General features: G+C 56.5%; 17 protein-coding genes. 6 read left to right on the top strand and 11 right to left on the bottom strand.

Features of this window, described 5'->3' with window-relative positions; translation table 11 throughout:
• Positions 1–151 precede the first annotated feature (151 nt).
• The 4 genes from uxuA to mtgA all read left to right on the top strand — a co-directional run bounded on the left by uxuA (position 152) and on the right by mtgA (position 5,311).
• Positions 152–1,216, top strand: coding sequence for a mannonate dehydratase (gene uxuA, locus RRF55_RS02950; protein ID WP_004174133.1), 1,065 nt, complete (start codon positions 152–154; stop codon positions 1,214–1,216).
• 146 nt (positions 1,217–1,362) lie between these two features.
• On the top strand, positions 1,363–3,702 hold the full coding sequence (gene arcB, locus RRF55_RS02945) for an aerobic respiration two-component sensor histidine kinase ArcB (RefSeq protein WP_002918444.1): 2,340 nt from the start codon (positions 1,363–1,365) through the stop codon (positions 3,700–3,702).
• Positions 3,703–3,935: 233 nt separating this feature from the next.
• The gene (elbB, locus tag RRF55_RS02940) at positions 3,936–4,589 is read left to right on the top strand and encodes an isoprenoid biosynthesis glyoxalase ElbB (RefSeq protein WP_004185856.1); all 654 of its coding nucleotides are present in this window, start codon (positions 3,936–3,938) and stop codon (positions 4,587–4,589) included.
• Entirely contained in the window at positions 4,586–5,311 is a 726-nt protein-coding gene (gene mtgA, locus RRF55_RS02935; RefSeq protein ID WP_032439011.1) for a monofunctional biosynthetic peptidoglycan transglycosylase, read from the top strand. The genes elbB and mtgA overlap by 4 nt, the downstream gene beginning before the upstream one ends.
• 63 nt (positions 5,312–5,374) lie before the next feature.
• Here mtgA and npr read toward each other — a convergent pair whose 3' ends face one another.
• From npr to RRF55_RS02880, 11 genes are all read right to left on the bottom strand, one after another.
• The gene (gene npr / locus RRF55_RS02930) at positions 5,375–5,647 is read right to left on the bottom strand and encodes a PTS phosphocarrier protein NPr (RefSeq protein WP_002918431.1); all 273 of its coding nucleotides are present in this window, start codon (positions 5,645–5,647) and stop codon (positions 5,375–5,377) included.
• Positions 5,644–6,498 carry an RNase adapter RapZ gene (gene rapZ, locus RRF55_RS02925; protein ID WP_002918428.1) on the bottom strand — a complete coding sequence of 285 codons (855 nt, stop codon included), beginning with the start codon at positions 6,496–6,498 and terminating at the stop codon, positions 5,644–5,646. The genes npr and rapZ overlap by 4 nt, the downstream gene beginning before the upstream one ends.
• 45 nt (positions 6,499–6,543) lie before the next feature.
• Positions 6,544–7,032 carry a PTS IIA-like nitrogen regulatory protein PtsN gene (gene ptsN / locus RRF55_RS02920; protein ID WP_004144926.1) on the bottom strand — a complete coding sequence of 163 codons (489 nt, stop codon included), beginning with the start codon at positions 7,030–7,032 and terminating at the stop codon, positions 6,544–6,546.
• Positions 7,033–7,102: 70 nt separating this feature from the next.
• On the bottom strand, positions 7,103–7,390 hold the full coding sequence (gene hpf, locus RRF55_RS02915; RefSeq protein WP_002918423.1) for a ribosome hibernation promoting factor: 288 nt from the start codon (positions 7,388–7,390) through the stop codon (positions 7,103–7,105).
• Between the two features lie 22 nt (positions 7,391–7,412).
• Positions 7,413–8,846 (bottom strand): RNA polymerase factor sigma-54, encoded by a 1,434-nt coding sequence (gene rpoN, locus RRF55_RS02910; RefSeq protein ID WP_002918420.1) that lies wholly within the window; start codon positions 8,844–8,846, stop codon positions 7,413–7,415.
• A gap of 47 nt (positions 8,847–8,893) precedes the next feature.
• Entirely contained in the window at positions 8,894–9,619 is a 726-nt protein-coding gene (gene lptB / locus RRF55_RS02905) for an LPS export ABC transporter ATP-binding protein (RefSeq protein WP_002918417.1), read from the bottom strand.
• Between the two features lie 6 nt (positions 9,620–9,625).
• Positions 9,626–10,171 carry a lipopolysaccharide ABC transporter substrate-binding protein LptA gene (gene lptA / locus RRF55_RS02900; protein ID WP_002918415.1) on the bottom strand — a complete coding sequence of 182 codons (546 nt, stop codon included), beginning with the start codon at positions 10,169–10,171 and terminating at the stop codon, positions 9,626–9,628.
• Positions 10,140–10,715: an LPS export ABC transporter periplasmic protein LptC gene (gene lptC / locus RRF55_RS02895; RefSeq protein WP_002918413.1), complete on the bottom strand. Its 576-nt coding sequence runs from the start codon at positions 10,713–10,715 to the stop codon at positions 10,140–10,142. The genes lptA and lptC overlap by 32 nt, the downstream gene beginning before the upstream one ends.
• Positions 10,712–11,278 (bottom strand): 3-deoxy-manno-octulosonate-8-phosphatase KdsC, encoded by a 567-nt coding sequence (kdsC, locus tag RRF55_RS02890; protein ID WP_002918405.1) that lies wholly within the window; start codon positions 11,276–11,278, stop codon positions 10,712–10,714. The genes lptC and kdsC overlap by 4 nt, the downstream gene beginning before the upstream one ends.
• A 14-nt stretch (positions 11,279–11,292) precedes the next feature.
• A complete protein-coding gene (gene kdsD, locus RRF55_RS02885; protein ID WP_004144922.1) occupies positions 11,293–12,297 on the bottom strand; it encodes an arabinose-5-phosphate isomerase KdsD in 1,005 nt (334 codons plus the stop codon).
• On the bottom strand, positions 12,294–13,271 hold the full coding sequence (locus tag RRF55_RS02880) for a calcium/sodium antiporter (protein ID WP_002918397.1): 978 nt from the start codon (positions 13,269–13,271) through the stop codon (positions 12,294–12,296). The genes kdsD and RRF55_RS02880 overlap by 4 nt, the downstream gene beginning before the upstream one ends.
• Before the next feature lie 209 nt (positions 13,272–13,480).
• Between RRF55_RS02880 and mlaF the strand changes: the two genes are divergently transcribed.
• Both mlaF and mlaE read left to right on the top strand, forming a co-directional pair.
• On the top strand, positions 13,481–14,293 hold the full coding sequence (mlaF, locus tag RRF55_RS02875) for a phospholipid ABC transporter ATP-binding protein MlaF (RefSeq protein ID WP_004150950.1): 813 nt from the start codon (positions 13,481–13,483) through the stop codon (positions 14,291–14,293).
• A 7-nt stretch (positions 14,294–14,300) separates the two neighbouring features.
• Positions 14,301–15,083: a lipid asymmetry maintenance ABC transporter permease subunit MlaE gene (gene mlaE, locus RRF55_RS02870; protein WP_004150949.1), complete on the top strand. Its 783-nt coding sequence runs from the start codon at positions 14,301–14,303 to the stop codon at positions 15,081–15,083.
• Position 15,084 lies beyond the last annotated feature (1 nt).

Below are 15,084 nucleotides of genomic sequence, written 5' to 3'. Positions count from 1 at the left end.
ATTGAAAAAAATTATGAATGCGCCGACGCATTCGCCGCTGGCGAGCCGGTCGGCAGGAATGTGATCGCTATCACGACAGCCAACGCTCAATCATTTATGATTACTGGTATGGTAGTAGGGTAAATTAAACTAAGTTGAGCAGGTGAAGACAATGCAGATGACAATGCGCTGGTTTGGACCAGAGGAAGACAAGATTTCATTAGAACATATTCGCCAGGTGCCTGGCGTTGAGGGGGTGGTCGGCGCGCTCTACGACGTCGCGGTGGGCGAAGTATGGCCGGTGGATAAAATTGAGCGTCTGGTCGGTCAGGCCCATGCCGCAGGCCTGAAAATGGAGGTGATCGAGAGCGTCAACATCCATGACGACATCAAAATCGGCCTACCTACCCGTGACCGCTATATTGCCAACTACCAGCAGACCATCCGCAACCTTGCCCGCTTTGGCGTTAAAGTCATCTGCTATAACTTCATGCCGGTTTTCGACTGGATGAAGACGGATATGAACTACGTCCTGCCGGATGGCTCGCTGACGATGGCGTTTGAGAAGAAAGATATCGATAAGCGGCTGGAAGACGTGGTGAAGGAGGTGCTTGAGAATTCAAACGGCTTCGCCTTGCCGGGCTGGGAGCCGGAACGGCTGGCGGAGGTGCAGACCCTGTTTGCCAAATATAGCGCGGTGGATGATCAGAAGCTGCGGGAGAACCTGGTTTATTTTCTGCAGGCGGTGATCCCGGTTTGCGAAGAGGTTGGGGTGAAAATGGCGATCCACCCGGACGACCCGCCGTACTCCATTTTTGGCCTGCCGCGGGTGGTCAAAAACCGCGACGATCTGGACTGGATCTGCCGGGCCGTCGATTCACCCGCCAACGGCATTACGCTCTGCACCGGCTCGATTGCCGAAGATCCTGATAATGACGTGTACGCCATCCTGGCCGAATTTACGCGGCGTAAGCGAATTCATTTTGCCCACGTCCGCAATATAAAGCTGATGCAGGATAAAGACTTTTACGAGTGCGCCCATCCGTCAGAGTACGGCTCCCTGGATATGTACAAAGTGATGCAAGCGCTGTATGACAACGGATTCGACGGCTATATTCGCCCGGATCATGGTCGCTTTATCTGGGGAGAGACCGGACGGCCGGGCTATGGCTTGTTCGACCGCGCCCTCGGCGTGACCTACCTGAAAGGACTCTGGGAGGCGTTAAGCAAGCGTTAATCCCTCTCCTGATCCCCCTCTTTTGCGGCTGGTTCGCCTCAGCGGCCGGCCGCCGTATCGACTCCTGCCCGCATTTTTTGCACAACTTACAGCGCATTGCTCAGAATTGAGTATTATTGTGCGGAGTTGTCGTGAAGGAATCCCCTATGAAGCAAATTCGTATGCTGGCGCAGTATTATGTCGACCTGATGATGAAGCTGGGTCTGGTCCGCTTTTCGATGCTGTTGGCTCTTGCGCTGGTGGTACTGGCCATCGTGGTACAGATGGCGGTTACCATGGTGCTGCATGGCCAGGTTGAAAGTATCGACGTTATCCGCTCTATCTTCTTTGGCCTGCTGATCACGCCTTGGGCGGTCTACTTTCTCTCGGTGGTGGTGGAGCAGCTCGAAGAGTCCCGTCAGCGTCTTTCGCGGCTGGTGGACAAGCTGGAGGAGATGCGTGAGCGCGATCTAAAGCTGAACGTCCAACTGAAAGATAACATCGCGCAGTTGAATCAGGAGATTGGCGAACGTGAAAAAGCGGAAGCCGAGCGCGAGACCACCCTCGAGCAGTTGAAGATTGAGATGAAAGAGCGTGAAGAGACGCAGATCCAGCTCGAACAGCAATCCTCCTTTCTGCGCTCTTTCCTTGATGCTTCCCCGGACCTGGTCTTCTATCGCAATGAGGATAAGGAGTTTTCAGGCTGTAACCGGGCGATGGAGCTGCTGACCGGCAAAAGCGAAAAACAGCTGATCCACCTCAAACCGCAGGACGTCTATAGCGAAGAGGCGGCGGAAAAGGTACTGGAGACCGACGAGAAGGTGTTCCGCCATAATGTATCGCTGACCTATGAGCAGTGGCTGGACTATCCCGATGGCCGCAAAGCGTGCTTTGAAATCCGCAAGGTCCCCTACTACGATCGCGTCGGTAAGCGTCGCGGCCTGATGGGCTTCGGCCGCGATATCACCGAACGTAAACGCTATCAGGACGCTCTTGAGCGCGCCAGCCGGGATAAAACCACCTTTATTTCCACCATCAGTCATGAGCTGCGTACCCCGCTAAACGGGATCGTCGGGCTGAGCCGAATTTTGCTGGATACCGAACTGACCAGCGAGCAGGAAAAATACCTGAAAACTATCCATGTCTCGGCGGTGACGCTGGGGAATATCTTCAATGATATTATCGACATGGACAAAATGGAGCGCCGCAAGGTGCAGCTCGATAACCAGCCGGTGGACTTCACCAGCTTCCTTGCCGACCTTGAAAACCTATCCGGCCTGCAGGCACAGCAGAAGGGGCTGCGCTTTGTGCTGGAGCCGAGCCTGCCGCTGCCGCATAAGGTAATCACGGATGGGACCCGCCTGCGGCAGATCCTGTGGAATCTTATCAGTAACGCCGTGAAGTTTACCCCGCAGGGCGGAGGGGTAAACGTCCGCGTGCGCTATGACGAAGGCGATATCCTGCACTTCGAAGTGGAAGACTCCGGAATTGGTATTCCTGAAGCGGAACAGGACAAAATTTTCGCCATGTATTACCAGGTCAAAGACAGCCACGGCGGCAAACCGGCCACCGGAACCGGGATTGGTCTCGCCGTCTCGCGTCGCCTGGCGCGTAATATGGGCGGTGATATCAGCGTTACCAGCCAGCCGGGTAAAGGGGCGACCTTTACGCTTACCGTCCATGCGCCTGCCATTGCGGAAGAAGTGGAAGATACGCTGGCGGAAGACGACATGCCATTACCGGCGCTCAACGTGCTGCTGGTTGAGGACATTGAGCTCAACGTTATTGTGGCCCGTTCAGTGCTGGAAAAACTGGGTAACAGCGTTGATGTGGCGATGACCGGGAAAGCCGCGCTGGAGATGTTTGAGCCAGGCGAATATGACCTTGTGCTGTTGGATATTCAGTTACCGGACATGACCGGACTGGATATTTCCCGGGAACTGAAACAGCGCTTTGCCGCTGACGAGCTACCGCCGCTGGTCGCCCTGACCGCCAACGTGCTGAAGAATAAAAAAGAGTATCTCGACGCCGGGATGGACGATGTATTGAGTAAGCCGCTATCGGTGCCAGCGCTAACGGCCATGATCAAGAAATTCTGGGATGCACCGGATGAGGAAGCGCAGGAAGCGCCGGCGGCCGATCTGCATAAAGCCGACGCGGTGCTGGATACCGATATGCTGGAGCAATATATCGAGCTGGTGGGACCGAAGCTTATCAACGATGGTCTCGCGGTGTTTGAGAAGATGATGCCGGGCTACATGTCCGTTCTGGAGTCTAATCTGACCGCCCGCGACCAAAAAGGGATTGTCGAAGAGGGGCATAAGATCAAAGGGGCGGCCGGTTCTATCGGACTGCGCCACATCCAGCAGCTGGGCCAGCAGATCCAGACTCCGGATCTGCCTGCCTGGTCTGATAATGTCGCTGAATGGGTTGAAGAGATGAAATCCGAGTGGCAAAACGATGTAGCGGTACTGAAGGCGTGGGTGGCGAAAGCCAGCAAAAAATGACCCCGGACAGACCGGGGTGCGCGAATACTGCGCCAACACCAGGGAACTGGTGGTTGAGCCAGTGTTGTTTGAGTGATGTTGTTACGTGGCGCAACCGAAGAAGTGGATTGCTCGCTCATTAAGATAGCAAAGCTTAACTAATTTGTTACATGAATCAGTAAAATATGTGAAGCATAGCGAGTTAATCGACATTTTTGACTGGTTTCAGCGAGTTGCATGGAGGAGCGAAAGCGATGAAAAAAATTGGTGTGGTACTGGGCGGCTGCGGCGTGTACGACGGCAGTGAAATCCATGAGGCGGTGATTACCCTGCTGGCGATCGCGCGCAACGGCGCGCAGGCAGTGTGCTTTGCGCCCGATAAACCGCAGCGCGATGTCATCAACCATCTGACCGGGGAGGCGATGCCAGAGCAGCGCAATGTGCTGGTGGAAGCAGCGCGTATCGCCCGCGGCGACATCCTGCCGCTGGTGCAGGCGCGTGCGGAGACGCTGGACGCGCTGATCGTCCCTGGCGGCTTCGGCGCGGCGAAAAATCTAAGCAGCTTCGCCGCCGAGGGCAGCGAATGCCAGGTGGATCCCGATCTGCGGGCCCTGGCGCTGGCGATGCATCAGACCGGCAAGCCGCTGGGCTTTATGTGCATTGCCCCGGCGATGCTACCGAAGATCTTTGCGTTTCCGCTGCGGATAACCATTGGGACCGATCTTGATACCGCCGATGTGGTGGAAGAGATGGGGGCAGAGCACGTGCCTTGCCCGGTCGACGACATCGTGGTGGATGAAGACAACAAAGTGGTCACCACTCCGGCGTATATGCTGGCGGAGGACATTGCGCAAGCCGCCACCGGAATTGAGAAGCTGGTGGCCCGCGTGCTGGCGCTGAGCGCATGAGGCTCCGCGTTGCGCCCTTTGCGCTGCTGAAACGTCTGGCATTGCGTCTGCTGCTGATCGCCGCCGTCCTCTGGGGCGGGGGGATCGCGCTGTTTAGCGTGCTGCCGGTGCCGTTTTCGGCGGTGATGCTTGAGCGGCAGGTGAGCGCCTGGCTGTCCGGTGATTTCCATTATCTGGCGCATTCCGACTGGGTTGCCATGGATAAGATCTCCCCATGGATGGGGCTGGCGGTGATTGCCGCCGAAGATCAGAAGTTCCCGGAACACTGGGGGTTCGACGTGTCGGCGATTGAGAAAGCGCTGGCGCACAATGAGCGGCATGATACCCGGATTCGCGGCGCGTCAACGCTGTCGCAGCAGACGGCGAAAAACCTGTTTTTATGGGATGGCCGCAGCTGGCTGCGTAAGGGGCTGGAAGCCGGGCTGACAGTCGGGATCGAAACCGTGTGGAGTAAAAAGCGGATCCTGACCGTCTACCTGAATATTGCCGAGTTCGGCGATGGGATATTTGGTGTGGAAGCGGCCGCCCAGCGCTATTTTCATAAACCCGCCAGTCAGCTGACGCCGGGGGAAGCGGCTCTGCTGGCCGCGGTGCTGCCGAACCCGATCCGCTATCGCGCCGATGCGCCGTCAGGCTATGTGCGCAGTCGTCAGGCCTGGATCTTACGCCAGATGCGACAGCTGGGCGGGGAAGGGTTCATGCGCGATCATAAGCTCTATTAGCGGGTTACTCCGGCGCCGGGGCTGGTACAATCGCCAGTCGTCCGCCGCCGGGAAGCGTCACGTTTAGTCTTCGTCAAAGCCAGCGTTAAACAGGGCAATCACCGCGGCGAGGGCTTCAACTTCCTGCGGACCGCTGGCCTCCACCTCTATCTGTCGCCCTTTCGCCGAGTCCAGCATCAGCAGGGCAATCACGCTGTTGGCTTCCGCCTCCGTGCCTTCATCGTTGCGCAGCAGTACTTCGGCATCGAAATTCTGCATCAGTTCGAACAGCTTCATCGCCGGGCGGGCGTGCATGCCCAGCTTATTGGTGATTTCAACGGTCTGCTTTACGGTCATGATTTACGTTTTTCCAGCGTCCGATGACGAGACTGCACGTTCTTGCCGCGCGAGCGGAAGTAGTCAGCCAGTTGTTCAGCAATATAAACCGAACGATGTTTACCGCCGGTACAGCCAATGGCCACCGTCAGATAGCTGCGATTGTTGGTCTCCAGCATCGGTAACCATAGCTCAAGATAGCTTCGGGTCTGATAAATAAAGTTGTGCACTTCAGTGTGCCGATCGAGGAAGGCGGCCACTGGTTTATCCAGGCCGGTCATTGGACGCAGTTTCGGATCCCAGTGCGGGTTGGGCAGAAAGCGCACGTCAAAGACGTAATCGGCATCGATCGGAATACCGTGCTTGAAGCCGAAGGATTCGAAGACCATCGTCAGTTCACGCTCGCGTTTACCCAGCAGTCGGGTACGCAGCATCTCGGCCAGCTCATGCACCGACATTTCCGACGTATCGACGATCAGATCGGCGCGGGAGCGCAGGGGCTCCAGCAGATCGCTCTCTTCGTCGATGGCGCTTTCCAGCGAAAGATTCTTGCTGGAGAGCGGGTGCAGGCGACGGGTATCGCTGTACCGGCGGATCAGGGTATTGCGGTCGGCATCAAGGAACAGCAGCTGCGGAGAAAAACATTCCGGCAGATTCTGCATCGCCTGCTCGAAGATCTCCGGGGATTCCGGCATGTTACGCACGTCGATGCTGACGGCCGCGGAGATATTACGGTCAGCCAGCGACCGCGCCAGGTCGGGCAGCAGCACGACCGGCAGGTTATCCACGCAGTAAAAGCCCATATCTTCCAGCGCTCGCAGAGCGACGGATTTCCCCGAGCCCGAGCGGCCGCTGACGATCATCAGTACCATGTACCGTTTCTCCTCAGTACGATAAAGGATAAGGTGCGACTGCCGTTATGCGTCATCGCTGCTTCCTGCTTCGGTAATGATCTCATACAACTCTTCATCGCTCTGCGCCGCGCGCAGGCGACGACAAATCGCTTTGTCCGCCAGCCGTTTGGCCACCAGGGAGAGCGTATGCAGGTGAGTTTTTGTCTGGTCGGCCGGCACCAGCAGCGCGAACAGCAGGTCGACAGGCTGATTGTCGATCGCGTCGAAGGCGATGGGGGTTTCCAGCTGGACAAAAACGCCGACAGCACGCAGCGTATCCTCTTCCAGTTTTCCGTGGGGAATGGCAATACCATTGCCGATCCCGGTACTGCCCATTTTTTCGCGGGTGAGGATCGCTTCGAACACCACCTGCGGCGGCAAACTTAACTGTTTGGCGGCCAGTTCGCTGATGATTTCCAGAGCACGCTTCTTGCTCTGGCAGTGCACCTGGCTACGGGTACATTCCTGGTTCAGGACGTTGCTCAGTTGTAGAGCCGAATCGTTGTTCATCATAATTTCACCTGAGCGCCCCCGCGCCCGTCGCCGATGATATCCAGCGGCGGGCGCAAGGGGGCCCGGACAATTAGTGTTGTTTTAGTTTATCTTTGTGCTTCGTTAACTGTCTTGCCAGCTTGTCGATAAGACCATCGACAGCCGCATACATATCCTGCCCTTCCGCACTGGCATGGATTTCGCCACCGTTGACATGCAGATTCGCGTCCGCAATTTGCGTCACTTTCTCTACTTTTAACACAATATAGACCTGATTGATCCGGTCGAAAAATTGCTCCAGCTTGCTGAACTTCGCCGTAACGAATTCGCGCATCGCAGGCGTAATTTCGACGTTGTGTCCTGTAATGTTGAGCTGCATAGTGTCTTCCTTATCGGTTATGTCAGACCAGTTGTTTACGCTGGTTTGACGGCGGGATGGATAAAGACTCTCTGTACTTCGCGACAGTGCGGCGCGCCACCATAATACCCTGCTCGGACAGCATGGAGGTGAGCTTACTGTCGCTCAACGGTTTCGCGGGGTTTTCCGCGGCGATGAGCTTCTTCACCAGCGCGCGAATCGCCGTCGACGAGGCTTCGCCTCCGCCTTCGGTATTCACATGGCTGGAGAAGAAATACTTCAGTTCAAAAATACCGCGCGGACTGTGCAGATATTTTTGCGTGGTGACACGGGAAATCGTCGATTCATGCATCTCGACGGCCTGGGCGATATCGGCCAGCACCATCGGCTTCATATACTCTTCACCCTGTTCGAAAAAAGCCTGCTGCTGCTCTACGATGCAGCGGCTGACGCGCAGCAGGGTATCGTTGCGGCTTTCCAGACTTTTAATCAGCCAGCGGGCTTCCTGCAGATTGCTGCGAATGAACTGGCCGTCGGCGTCATTGCGGGCGCTGTTGCCCATTGCCGCATACTGCTGATTTATTTTCAACCGTGGAATGCTGTCGGCGTTGAGCTCGACGGTCCAGCGGCCGCTCACCTTGCGCACCAGCACATCCGGGATGACATATTCCGGTTCGCTGGTCTGAATGGACTGGCCAGGGCGAGGATCCAGGGACTGGATCAGGTTGACCGCCTCTTTAAGCACCTCTTCTTTCAGGCGGGTGACTCGCATTAGAGTGCGGAAATCATGGTTGGCCAGCAGATCAAGATGGTCGCTGATAATCAGCCGCGCCTCTTCCAGCCACGGCGTCTCTTTAGCAAATTGCGACAGCTGGATCAGCAGGCAGTCGCGCAGATCTTTCGCTGCGACGCCAACCGGATCAAAACGCTGGATTCGCTTGAGGACCGCTTCCACCTCCTCCAGGCCGATCTCGTCATCGCCGATGCTGTCGACAATATCTTCAATCTGAATCGTGAGGTAGCCCGTATCGTCGACGGCGTCGACGATAGAGGTGGCAATAGCGCGGTCGGTGTCGGTGAAAGGCGTCAGCTCAACCTGCCACATCAGATAGTCCTGCAGCGTCTGGGTGGTCTCGCCTTGATAGACGGGAAGCTCGTCGTCCTGATAGTCGACGCCGTTACCCGACGGCGTGCCAGCGGTATAGATTTCATCCCAGCTGGCATCGAGAGGCAGTTCGTCGGGCATCTCTTTTTGCTCAAGCGCATCGACGGTATCGAGGGACTCGCGGTCCTCCACCTCTTTTGCCTCTACCTCGTCGTGAAGATCGGTTTGCTCAAGCAACGGGTTACTTTCCAGCGCTTGCTGGAGCTCTTGCTGGAGTTCTAACGTGGACAACTGCAGCAAACGAATCGCCTGCTGCAGCTGCGGCGTCATGGCAAGCTGTTGGCTAAGCCTTAATTGCAAACCTTGCTTCATGTTCAGGGTAAATATCTCCGGCTAAAACGTCTGTAACCTCTACCCTATCAGAGTCTGAAGTCTTCCCCAAGATACACGCGCTTAACCTGCTCATCTTCGAGGATCTGCTGCGGTGTACCATGAGCGATAAGGTGTCCCTGACTGACAATATACGCGCGTTCGCAGACCGCGAGGGTCTCACGGACGTTATGGTCGGTAATCAGAACGCCGAGACCGCTGTCGCGCAGGTGCTCAATGATGCGTTTAATATCGATAACGGAGATCGGATCCACGCCGGCAAAGGGTTCATCCAGAAGAATAAATTTCGGATTCGCCGCCAGCGCGCGGGCGATTTCGACGCGGCGGCGTTCACCACCGGAGAGCGCCTGACCGAGGCTGTCGCGCAGGTGCTCAATATGAAACTCTTCCATCAGCTCTTTAGCGCGATCTTCCCGTTGTTCGCTGGTTAAATCGTCACGGATCTGCAGGACCGCCATCAGGTTGTCATAGACGCTGAGGCGACGGAAAATCGACGCTTCCTGCGGCAGGTAGCCGATGCCCCGTCGCGCGCGCGCGTGCAGCGGCAGCAGGCTGATGTCTTCGTCATCGATGATGATATTGCCTGCGTCGCGGGGCACAATCCCGACCACCATGTAGAAGGTGGTCGTTTTACCGGCGCCGTTCGGGCCGAGCAAGCCGACAATCTCGCCCGAGTTAACGGTGAGACTGACATCTTCCACCACGCGGCGGCCTTTATACGCTTTAGCGAGATTCTTCGCAGTTAAGGTTGCCATAACGGATTAGTTACTCTTCTTTTGCTGGTTGCCGCTTTTGTCCTGCAGCTCGGACGGCACCAGAACGGTGGTGACGCGTCGACCTTTGTCGCTGAAGGCCTGCATTTTTTGCTCTTTCACCAGATAGGTGATCTTGTCGCCCTTGATGTTGCTGTCGAGCTGTTCCAGATAAGCGTTGCCCGTCAGCACGACGTAATCGTTCTGCAGCTCGTAGCGCATTTTCGACGCCCGGCCTTTTACCGGCTTGCCGTTATCCTGCATCTGATAGAAAGTAGCCGGGTTACCGAAACCTTCGATCACCTCTTTGCCTTTCTCGTTGCCTGGACGGGTGACCACCACTTTATCAGCGTTAATCTTGATCGTCCCCTGGGTCACGACCACGTTACCGGTGAAGGTGACGACATTGCCCTGCATGTCCAGCGACTGCTGATCGGATTCGATATGGATCGGCTGATCGGTATCGCCCGTCTTGGCGAGGGCCGGCAGGCTGGCGGCCAGTAACGCGCCGGCGAGCGCAATCTTAAGGCTGAGTTTGTTTGTTCTGAATTTCATAAGAGGTTCTCACCTTTTCAATCAGCTCGGCATTTTTGCTGCGAAGGTTTCCACGCATTTTCAGGCCGCTGGAATTAAATGTGGTGCCGTATAACGTCACCATGTCATCGGAGGTAACGTCCTGCGTTACCAGATTTATCTGGGCGTTATCCGTCGTAATTTTGCGCAGTTGAGAATCTGGCGCGAGCGCATTCACCTCAACGTGCCCGTAAAGATAGAGCATCCGGTCATTCGTCAGCTTCGCTTTGTCTGCTCTGACCGACCAGGTAGGCACCTTGTTAGTATCAAAGGTGGTCATCACCGGTTTGGTAAACCAGGAGACCTCCTGATCGGAAAAATATTCCACGTGCTCGGCAATCAGCCGATAGCTCAGGGCGCCTTCCGGACTGTATACCACGGTGTCGGTATGTTCGCTTTTATACGTAGGGTCGTTAGGATTGACCTCCGGCTGGGCCGTGTCGTCCGTATTCGCCAGATTCAGGCCGATAAGGATCAGCGCGAGCAGCGACAGTAAAATGATAACCCAACGTCTGGTTTTACTCATATTGATTGCCCTTTGGCCTCATCCAACTTGCCCTGCGCCAATAGTAACAAATCGCAGACTTCGCGTACCGCGCCGCGTCCGCCGTTAATTCGCGTGACATAATTCGCCCGCGGTAGCAGCAGCGGATGCGCATCGGCGACGGCGACGCTAAGGCCCACTTCGGCCATCACCGGCCAGTCAATAAGATCGTCGCCGATGTAGGCGACTTCTTCCGGCCGCACGTGCAGTTTGTCCGTCAGATCGCGGAACGCCAGCAGCTTGTCCGACTGCCCCTGGTACAAATGCGTGATGCCCAGCGTCTGACAGCGATCTTCTACCAGTTTAGCTTTTCGCCCGGTAATAATCGCCACTTCAATACCCGAGGTCAGCGCGCAGCGGATACCATAGCCATCACGGACGTTAAACGCTTTCAGCTCCTCGCCGTGATTACCCATATAGATAAGCCCGTCGGATAATACACCGTCGACATCAAGGATCAGTAGACGGATCTTCGCCGCGCGATCGACAAACGCCTGGCTTACCGGCCCGTAGCAGGTCGCTAACTGAGCATCAGCATTATTCATTATTTTTTCCTTACTTACACTACGCCCGCGCGCAGCAGATCGTGCATATGTACCACACCCAGCAGATGGTCGCCATCGGCAACCAGCACGCAGGTGATATGACGGGATTGCATCAGGTTTAGCGCATCCACCGCCAGAGTGCCGGGGCGGATGCGGATACCTCCCCGGGTCATGACGTCGGCAATGCTGGCATCGCGCATATCAACGCCGGTATCGAAGACCCGGCGCAGGTCACCGTCGGTAAAAATACCGATGATGTTCATATCGTCATCGCAGATAGCGGTCATGCCTAAATTTTTACGCGTGATTTCCAGCAGCGCATCGCGCAGGGTCGCCTGCAGACCGACGTGCGGGATTTCATCACCGGTATGCATAATATCATTGACCCGCAGCAACAGCTTACGGCCGAGTGCGCCGCCCGGATGCGACAGGGCGAAATCCTCAGCGGTAAAGCCGCGGGCTTCCAGCAGGGCGACGGCGAGGGCATCACCCATCACCAGCGCGGCGGTGGTGCTCGACGTGGGCGCCAGTCCTAACGGGCAGGCCTCCTTCGGCACTTTCACGCACAGATGGATATCCGCCGCGCGCGCCATGCTGCTCTCCGGCCGGCTGGTGATACAGATAAGCTTCACCTGCTGGCGCTTGAGGACCGGGATCAGCGCGAGGATTTCATTCGATTCGCCGGAGTTCGACAGCGCAATTACCACATCCTGCGGGGTGACCATACCTAAATCACCGTGCGCCGCTTCGCCGGGGTGGACAAAAAATGCCGAGGTGCCGGTACTGGCGAAGGTTGCCGCCATTTTGCGGCCGATGTGGCCGGATTTGCCCATCCCCATCACCACGACTTTCCCGCCGCAGCGGAAAATCGTTTCGCAGGCATGGGTAAAGTCTTCATTTATGTATTGATCGAGCTGGGCCAGACCTTCACGTTCAATTTCCAGCACCTGACGGCCTGCCTGTTGAAAGTCAAAATCCGTGGGCAAATCTATTTGCGACATGATGTTATCCCGAATCATTCAACGAAGAGCGGTGCTGTCCAAAACAGCATCGCCAACCAAACCACAAAGCCGCCGACCAGCAGCGCGCCAACCAGTCGTCCCGGCTGCTGCTGACGGCGCCAGCACAGCACTGCGAAGATCAGGCTGACCAGCAGCATCACGCCATAATCGCGAGTGAAGGCTTCGGTCGCAAAGCTCCCCGGCGCGATCAGCGCCGGTAAACCCAGCACCAGTGCGATATTAAGGATATTGGCGCCGATGATATTGCCGATGGCAATATCATCTTCCCCTTTCCGCGCCCCGGCGATGGCGGTGGCCAGCTCCGGCAGGCTGGTGCCTATCGCCACCACCGTCAGGCCGACGGTCAGTTCGCTGATGGCGAAATAGTTTGCCAGCACTGTACTGTTATCCACCACCATGCGGGTCGCCATCGGCATGACGATCATCGCTACCCCTAACCAGAGCAGGGCGACCGGCAGCGACCCTTCGCGTGGCAGCTCCGCCAGCTGTTCGCGGGTCAGGCTATCGCTTCCCTGGCGCTCCGCCAGGCGAGCGATTTTGATGGTGAACAGCAGCCACAGAAGCGCTAACGCCAGTAAAAATAGCCCGTCGAGACGGGTCAGTTGTCCATCGTAGAGCACCAGTCCCGCCAGCACGCTGACCAGCAACATTAGCGGTAATTCGCGGCGCAGAATATCAGAATGCACGGTAAATGGCCTGAGTAAGGCGGCGAGACCGAGGATCAATAAGATATTGGTGATATTAGATCCGAGCGCGGTGCCGACCGCCAGATCGGTCTGCCCGTGCAGCGAGGCCGCGGTGGCGACCATGATCTCAGGCAGGCTGGTGCCGATACTGACCACTGTCATGCCGATGATCAGCGGCGGGATCCCCAACATACGACACAGGATGGAGGCGGCATAGACCAGACGATCGGCACTGTAGACAACCAGCAATAAACCAATAATTAACAGAGCCGTCGCTAAGAGCATCTAAAGTCCTTTCTTCAGGTATAATCGTCGCCTCGCTGGGTTATCCCTACGCAGCGTAACGAATTCTTAATTTTGACTTTATGTGTGCCAAAAGTAAAACAAATGCCAGCTTTCGCTAACCTGTGCAGGTAAGATTCTGTAAAAATGTTGTGATTGTGGCGCAAGAAAGGGCCATGCTTGCCCGTCAGGTGTTTAGTAAGGATGATTTTATGAGCCAAACTCAGGCGAATTTAGTTGAAGTGCGCGGTATCCGCTTTTCACGCGGCGATCGTGTGATCTTCGACGACATCTCGCTGTCGGTGCCACGCGGTAAAATTACTGCGATCATGGGACCTTCGGGGATCGGCAAGACTACCCTGTTACGCCTGATCGGCGGCCAGATCCCGCCGGACAGGGGAGAGATCCTGTTTGATGGCGAGAACGTGCCGCAGATGACGCGTTCGCGTCTTTATACGGTGCGTAAGCGGATGAGCATGCTGTTCCAGTCCGGCGCGCTGTTCACCGATCTCAATGTCTTTGACAACGTTGCCTATCCGCTGCGCGAACATACGCATTTGCCGCCTGCGCTGCTGCATACGACGGTGATGATGAAGCTGGAAGCGGTGGGGCTACGCGGTGCGGCGAAGTTAATGCCTTCTGAGCTTTCCGGTGGGATGGCGCGCCGCGCCGCCCTGGCGAGAGCCATTGCCCTGGAGCCGGATCTGATTATGTTCGACGAACCGTTCGTCGGGCAGGATCCCATCACTATGGGCGTGCTGGTGAAGCTGATTTCTGAACTCAACAGCACGCTGGGTGTCACTTGCATCGTGGTTTCGCACGATGTGCCCGAGGTGCTTAGCATCGCGGACTACGCGTATATCGTGGCGGATAAAAAGATTGTCGCCCACGGTAGCGCCCAGTCGCTACGGGAGAATACCGATCCTCGGGTTCGTCAGTTCATTGATGGTATTGCCGACGGTCCGGTGCCGTTCCGTTATCCTGCTGGCGACTATCACCATGATTTATTAGGCATAGGGAGTTGAGCGACTCATGCTGTTTAATGCGCTGGCCGCGCTAGGTCATCGCGGTATTAAAACCACCGCGACGTTTGGACGCGCCGGATTAATGCTTTTCAACGCCGTTGTCGGCAAACCAGAGTTTCGCAAGCACGCGCCGCTGCTGGTTCGTCAACTCTATAACGTCGGCGTCCTGTCGATGCTGATTATCATTGTATCGGGCTTGTTTATCGGTATGGTGCTCGGGCTGCAGGGGTATCTAGTGTTAACCACCTACAGCGCAGAGACCAGTCTTGGCATGCTGGTGGCGCTGTCGCTGCTGCGTGAGCTGGGGCCGGTGGTCGCCGCGCTGCTGTTTGCCGGCCGCGCCGGGTCGGCGCTGACCGCCGAGATTGGCCTGATGCGGGCCACGGAACAGCTCTCCAGTATGGAGATGATGGCGGTGGATCCGCTGCGTCGCGTCATTTCCCCACGCTTCTGGGCCGGTGTCATTTCGCTGCCGCTGCTGACGATTATCTTCGTCGCGGTAGGGATCTGGGGCGGTGCGCTGGTGGGGGTGAGCTGGAAAGGCATTGACGGTGGTTTTTTCTGGACCGCGATGCAAAATGCCGTCGACTGGCGAATGGATCTGGTGAACTGCCTGATTAAGAGTCTGGTGTTCGCTATTACGGTAACCTGGATTGCGTTATTTAATGGTTATGACGCTATCCCCACTTCCGCCGGGATTAGCCGGGCGACAACGCGTACCGTGGTGCATGCGTCGCTGGCGGTTCTGGGGCTGGATTTTGTGCTGACTGCGCTGATGTTTGGGAATTGAG

It is taken from the genome of Klebsiella sp. K47, assembly GCF_051858335.1.
Classification (GTDB): Bacteria; Pseudomonadota; Gammaproteobacteria; order Enterobacterales; family Enterobacteriaceae; genus Klebsiella; species Klebsiella pneumoniae.
Note: the sequence above shows the minus strand (reverse complement) of the source record. Positions and strands in the feature narration are given on the sequence as shown.

Excerpts from the sequence above, each read along its gene's own strand:
- uxuA (WP_004174133.1), top strand. The coding sequence starts at position 152 with ATGCAGATGACAATGCGCTGGTTTGGACCAGAGGAAGACAAGATTTCA.
- arcB (WP_002918444.1), top strand. The coding sequence starts at position 1,363 with ATGAAGCAAATTCGTATGCTGGCGCAGTATTATGTCGACCTGATGATG.
- elbB (WP_004185856.1), top strand. The coding sequence starts at position 3,936 with ATGAAAAAAATTGGTGTGGTACTGGGCGGCTGCGGCGTGTACGACGGC.
- mtgA (WP_032439011.1), top strand. The coding sequence starts at position 4,586 with ATGAGGCTCCGCGTTGCGCCCTTTGCGCTGCTGAAACGTCTGGCATTG.
- npr (WP_002918431.1), bottom strand. The coding sequence starts at position 5,647 with ATGACCGTAAAGCAGACCGTTGAAATCACCAATAAGCTGGGCATGCAC.
- rapZ (WP_002918428.1), bottom strand. The coding sequence starts at position 6,498 with ATGGTACTGATGATCGTCAGCGGCCGCTCGGGCTCGGGGAAATCCGTC.
- ptsN (WP_004144926.1), bottom strand. The coding sequence starts at position 7,032 with ATGATGAACAACGATTCGGCTCTACAACTGAGCAACGTCCTGAACCAG.
- hpf (WP_002918423.1), bottom strand. The coding sequence starts at position 7,390 with ATGCAGCTCAACATTACAGGACACAACGTCGAAATTACGCCTGCGATG.
- rpoN (WP_002918420.1), bottom strand. The coding sequence starts at position 8,846 with ATGAAGCAAGGTTTGCAATTAAGGCTTAGCCAACAGCTTGCCATGACG.
- lptB (WP_002918417.1), bottom strand. The coding sequence starts at position 9,619 with ATGGCAACCTTAACTGCGAAGAATCTCGCTAAAGCGTATAAAGGCCGC.
- lptA (WP_002918415.1), bottom strand. The coding sequence starts at position 10,171 with ATGAAATTCAGAACAAACAAACTCAGCCTTAAGATTGCGCTCGCCGGC.
- lptC (WP_002918413.1), bottom strand. The coding sequence starts at position 10,715 with ATGAGTAAAACCAGACGTTGGGTTATCATTTTACTGTCGCTGCTCGCG.
- kdsC (WP_002918405.1), bottom strand. The coding sequence starts at position 11,278 with ATGAATAATGCTGATGCTCAGTTAGCGACCTGCTACGGGCCGGTAAGC.
- kdsD (WP_004144922.1), bottom strand. The coding sequence starts at position 12,297 with ATGATTCGGGATAACATCATGTCGCAAATAGATTTGCCCACGGATTTT.
- RRF55_RS02880 (WP_002918397.1), bottom strand. The coding sequence starts at position 13,271 with ATGCTCTTAGCGACGGCTCTGTTAATTATTGGTTTATTGCTGGTTGTC.
- mlaF (WP_004150950.1), top strand. The coding sequence starts at position 13,481 with ATGAGCCAAACTCAGGCGAATTTAGTTGAAGTGCGCGGTATCCGCTTT.
- mlaE (WP_004150949.1), top strand. The coding sequence starts at position 14,301 with ATGCTGTTTAATGCGCTGGCCGCGCTAGGTCATCGCGGTATTAAAACC.